Genomic DNA, 473 nt, shown 5'->3' with positions numbered 1-473 from the left:
ACCGTGTTGACCTAAAACTGGTGTTCCAGGAAGGTGTGTCAGCTGAAATCCAGCAAATTAACATTGTTGGTAACCATGCTTTCACCACCGATGAACTGATCTCTCATTTCCAACTGCGTGACGAAGTGCCGTGGTGGAACGTGGTAGGCGATCGTAAATACCAGAAACAGAAACTTGCGGGCGACCTTGAAACCCTGCGCAGTTACTATCTGGATCGCGGTTATGCCCGTTTCAACATCGATTCTACCCAGGTCAGTCTGACGCCAGATAAAAAAGGTATTTACGTCACGGTGAACATCACCGAAGGCGATCAGTACAAGCTTTCTGGCGTTGAAGTGAGCGGCAACCTTGCCGGGCACTCCGCTGAAATTGAGCAGCTGACTAAGATCGAGCCGGGCGAGCTGTATAACGGCACCAAAGTGACCAAAATGGAAGATGACATTAAAAAGCTTCTTGGTCGCTATGGTTATGCC

At 49.0% G+C, this 473-nt stretch carries 1 protein-coding gene; it reads left to right on the top strand.

The features are described 5' to 3' along the window. The coding region (locus FMM79_RS20960) for a POTRA domain-containing protein (protein WP_305778405.1) at positions 1 to 473 on the top strand (473 nt) is incomplete at both ends.

The sequence above is a fragment of the Novosphingobium sp. BW1 genome, from assembly GCF_008107685.1.
In the GTDB taxonomy this organism is placed as follows: domain Bacteria; phylum Pseudomonadota; class Alphaproteobacteria; order Sphingomonadales; family Sphingomonadaceae; genus Novosphingobium.
The sequence above is the reverse complement of the archived record's forward strand: the minus strand, read 5'-3'. Positions and strand labels throughout refer to the sequence as shown.